The sequence below is a fragment of the Rhodococcus sp. 24CO genome, assembly GCF_050586165.1.
Lineage (GTDB): Bacteria > Actinomycetota > Actinomycetes > Mycobacteriales > Mycobacteriaceae > Rhodococcus_F.
Genome location: NZ_JAZFNF010000045.1, coordinates 1 through 3979 on the forward strand (window position 1 = coordinate 1; position 3979 = coordinate 3979).

Genomic DNA, 3979 nt, shown 5'->3' on the forward strand with positions numbered 1-3979 from the left:
ACGTTCGCCGATCGTTGGCCGGGATCGGAAACATACTGATGGAAATCCGCCGAAACACCGTTAGCGAGATAGACCCGAAGGGAAGAAGGTGGCGTCTGCTGGTCGAGTGGATGCGACGATCACGCTGCCGAACGAGCAGGTTGATCCGTCGGACTGGTCGAACGTTGTCTCCGCTGTCGGCTGACCAATCGTCAGGTATCTGCTGATTAATGAAGGTGAGGTGTGTTTCTGGGATCGAACCGTCAGGTGATCGTTTCGGAAGTTCGTAGGTGAATGTCCGTACGAGGTTCAGTGAGTGCTGTACGGGCCCGTAGATGGCGAGTGTGACTTCTTCAGCATTGAGAAGGACGATCTGTCCTGGCGACGCCAAGTATTTGCGTCGAGCGCAGTTCCACAGTGAGTCGATCGCGCGGGCGATGAGCAGCGATACCGCCAAGTCCTGGTCTGGCAGAGTTCCGGTGGCGCTCATGAACCATTGCCTGGCTTCGTTTTTGGCACCCGGAAATCGGTTCTTGTGAAGATAGGTCTGCAGCTGACCTTGGTGGAGCTGAAGCGGCGCCTCGCCTTCGGTTTCGATGCCTAAGGATGCGTTGTCCACCATGACGTTGCTCAGCCCGTGCTTGGCTGCGTTGTAGACGAACGATTCCGCCAGATAACGCTGCGCCGCATACGTCAGCAGCAGGGAAATCGCATCGATCCCTTCATTGAAATCGGTTTCTGTGACGTGGATTTGAGAGTCGGACGCGGACACCCCGCCCAGGAAAACTTGCGCGATCTTCTCCCGGTCGAAGCCGCTCTCGAGTCCGTGGTCGAGTTTCTGTTTGAACTCGGTGAAGTTGACGGAGGATGCGATTCCGAGCCACGGGCAGTCTTCTTGTTCGACGTGTGCATAGAACATGCGCAGCAGGGTCTCGGCTGCGTGGTGAACGATGAGGTTCGCTTCGGTGGCAACGAATCTGCGCCTTGCGTCAGCGTTCGGTGTATCTGCTGCTTCGAGTGTGACGACTCCGATGTGGCGGGTCGATGAGAATGCCGGTCCCAGGGCGTCATCGTCACACAGCATGAGCGAGAGCGATTCGATTCTCATCTTCAGGTATTCGGCCGGATCGGCGTTGTAGAGCATGCCGTTGAGCTCGGGAAACTGGGCAGGCGCGAGAGGGGGCGCTCTTGCTGTTGTGGTCGCTTGCGTGTTCTTGAATTCGAAGAGGGGGACATGAAAGTGACTGTATGTCGTGCACGGCGACGGCAACTGTCAACGAGTCCGGTGTCGCCGAACGTGGAGATTGGCGGCGCCTTATTGCACTGTCAGGAATGGTCCCAGACCAGGACGATCCTCGACGTGATGGCGCTGCGGAGCTGCTCATGCTGGTGTTGATTCTCCCGCCGGCTGAAACGTCTGCTCGCAGACACTGAGCTTGAGAAGGATGCTTTGCGTGTGGGTCGATACGATCATCTTCCAGTTCCCGTTGTGGCAGGAAACAGATTGCCGAGTAGCGAATCTATCGAGTGAACAAGTGCGTATTTTCGCGACTCATCGCGGCGGTGCTGGTTATCGCCGAGAGTGCGTCACGATTTTTCCGACGTTGCGTTATCTACCTGTGGCGATCGGGCCCGTCGGTGTCGGAGATGCACCGTAGTATTCCGTCGAACTAATACAGGCGGGAGAGATTCGGTGGCGGCGAGAAATTCTGTGGTCAAGCGCGAGGAAATTCCCGAGACTGTTCGGCGACGAATCTGGGCGCGTGCTGCTGGTAGATGTGTTCTGTGTTCACAGTGGCTTTTGGATTCGCGTTCGTCGCCTATGCACACTGTTCTGGTCGGGGAGATCGCCCACAATGTGGGGGCGACGTCGGGAGAAAAGTCTCCGCGTAAAAGCGCGGACGTCGCGGATCGCAATGCAGAATCGAATCTTTTGTTGTTGTGCCATTCGTGTCACAAGAGTATCGATTCGGCGGAATTGATCCCGCTGTATACCTCGGAGTATCTGGCGGACAAGAAACGTCGACACGAGCGTCGGGTCCGTGAGGTCACCGATTTCGCGACGCTGCGTCAGACCACCGTGATGCGGATGGTGGGCGAGGTACGCGAGAGCACCTCCGGTGTTGCGCCCGGGCAACTCGCCGAGGCGTTGCTCGATCGGAATCTGACGGGATTCGGTGAGGACACGCGAACGGGCGATTTCTTCGTACAGCTTCCCGGCGACGAGGGGCAGGAGTGGTTTTGGGACAGCGGTAAGGCAGCGATCGACAAGGAGTTGGCGAAGGTGCAGGACGCCATCGCCCATGGCGACACGACGCATGTCAGTGTGTTTGCGATCGCTCCGATCCCGCTGTTGGTGTATCTCGGTTCGAGGCTGGACGACAAGACGGAAACGTTGCTGTTCGAGCGTCATCGCGGCAGTACCGGCAGTCCGTGGACGTGGCCTCAGCACCCTGATCCGGCACCGGATTTCGATGTCGTCGTCCGCGATGAGGGAACTCGAAACGACAGCGACGTCGTCGTGATGGTCAGTGTCTCTGCGGATGTCAGCATCGACAGGATCCCTGACGCTCTCCGTGGGCTGCCTCTTCTCGAAGTTCGCCCCACGACCGAGGACCCTCGATCGGGTCTGATCGATTCGTTGCGCGCGCTCGACGCGTTCGCGAAAGCCTGGCGCGCGTGTGTCGTGCAGGTCGAGCGGCAATGGCCGAGCACACGGAGGATTCATGTAATCGCCGCAGTCCCGGTCACGGCGGCGATTCAGATGGGGCGGGACAGGATGAGAATCGCGCAGCCTGACCTGGTTCTGTACCAACGCACGGATCATGCAACCTACACACGGGTTCTGGAGGTGACCGGATGACTCCGCGGCACAACGAATTCAAGGACTTTCTCGACGATCATGTCAACCTCAACCCGGATCGCACGAAGAAACTGAACGCTCGTGTCGAGGCGATCAATTCGTTCGTCAACGATCACGCCGATCTGCAGATCTGTCTCGACGGGGATCTGATTCCGCAAGGGTCCTACGCGAGTCGGACGATCATCAAACCGCAACGGCGCAACGATTTCGACGCCGACGTGCTGTTGCCGATGAAGGAAGTGGACGGATGGGAACCGAAGCATTACACCGTCAAGCTCCACAAGGCGTTCGATGATTCCGCACGCTACGGCGACAAGGCAAAACTAGGGAAGCGTTGTGCCACAATCGACTACGCAGGCGACTTCCATATCGACATAGTTCCGTTCGTCACCCGAGCCGACGGTCTGACATACATCACCCACCGGACGAAAAATCAGTTCATTCTTGCCGAACCCACCGCGCTGTCGTCCTGGTTCGTGGGACAGAACAAGGCCGCCGGTGGCCATCTGGTGAAGACGGTGAGACTGATGAAATATCTGCGGGACAACAGCTCCGCAGAGATACCGTCGGTCGTGCTGTCCTCGCTTCTGGCCGGGCGCGTCCAACCGTTCACCTCGTACACGGACCTGCCGCGCACGCTCGTCGCGCTGGTCAACGGCCTGAAAACGTACTTGGACTCGCAATTTTTCGTGCCGTTCGTCGACGATCAAACCGGCCAGAACCTTGCCGACCGCTGGCCGCAGTCAGCTTTCGTCACCTTCAAGAGCCGGATCTCGACGTGGGCGAAAGACATGCAGAGCGCCCTTGATGCACCTGCCGATGAAAGCGTCGATGCGTGGAGGACGGTCTTCGGAACGAACTTCGGGTCTGCGTCGACGTCGGCTGCGGTCGGCGGCTCACGCACTGCGCTCAGTGCTGCGATCGCCCAGCATTATGCCGAACAGCCCGCGCCTCGGGAGCAGTTCCTCAAGCATTTCGGTATCCCGACACGGCTGGATCCGGCTTACACGGTGAGATTGGTCGGACGCATGTCGCCGACGAAGTCAGGGTTTCGTCGCTACGGGACTGTCTCTAAAACGGTGTTTCGGCCCGACTAGCTGAGTGAATGCTCGGCGAGGAGGTGCCGAGATGACGACA

Annotated in this window: 3 protein-coding genes; 2 read left to right on the top strand and 1 reads right to left on the bottom strand. The window is 58.6% G+C overall.

The window, feature by feature from the left end; genetic code table 11:
* A partial coding sequence (locus V2B23_RS30690; RefSeq protein WP_430953667.1) for a hypothetical protein occupies positions 1-1123 on the bottom strand: 1123 nt, incomplete at its 3' end.
* A gap of 678 nt (positions 1124-1801) precedes the next feature.
* Here V2B23_RS30690 and V2B23_RS30695 point away from each other — a divergent pair.
* A complete protein-coding gene (locus V2B23_RS30695) occupies positions 1802-2842 on the top strand; it encodes an SAVED domain-containing protein (protein ID WP_430953668.1) in 1041 nt (346 codons plus the stop codon).
* Positions 2839-3939: an SMODS domain-containing nucleotidyltransferase gene (locus V2B23_RS30700; RefSeq protein ID WP_430953669.1), complete on the top strand. Its 1101-nt coding sequence runs from the start codon at positions 2839-2841 to the stop codon at positions 3937-3939. Before V2B23_RS30695 ends, V2B23_RS30700 begins: the two co-directional genes overlap by 4 nt.
* Positions 3940-3979: the final 40 nt, after the last annotated feature.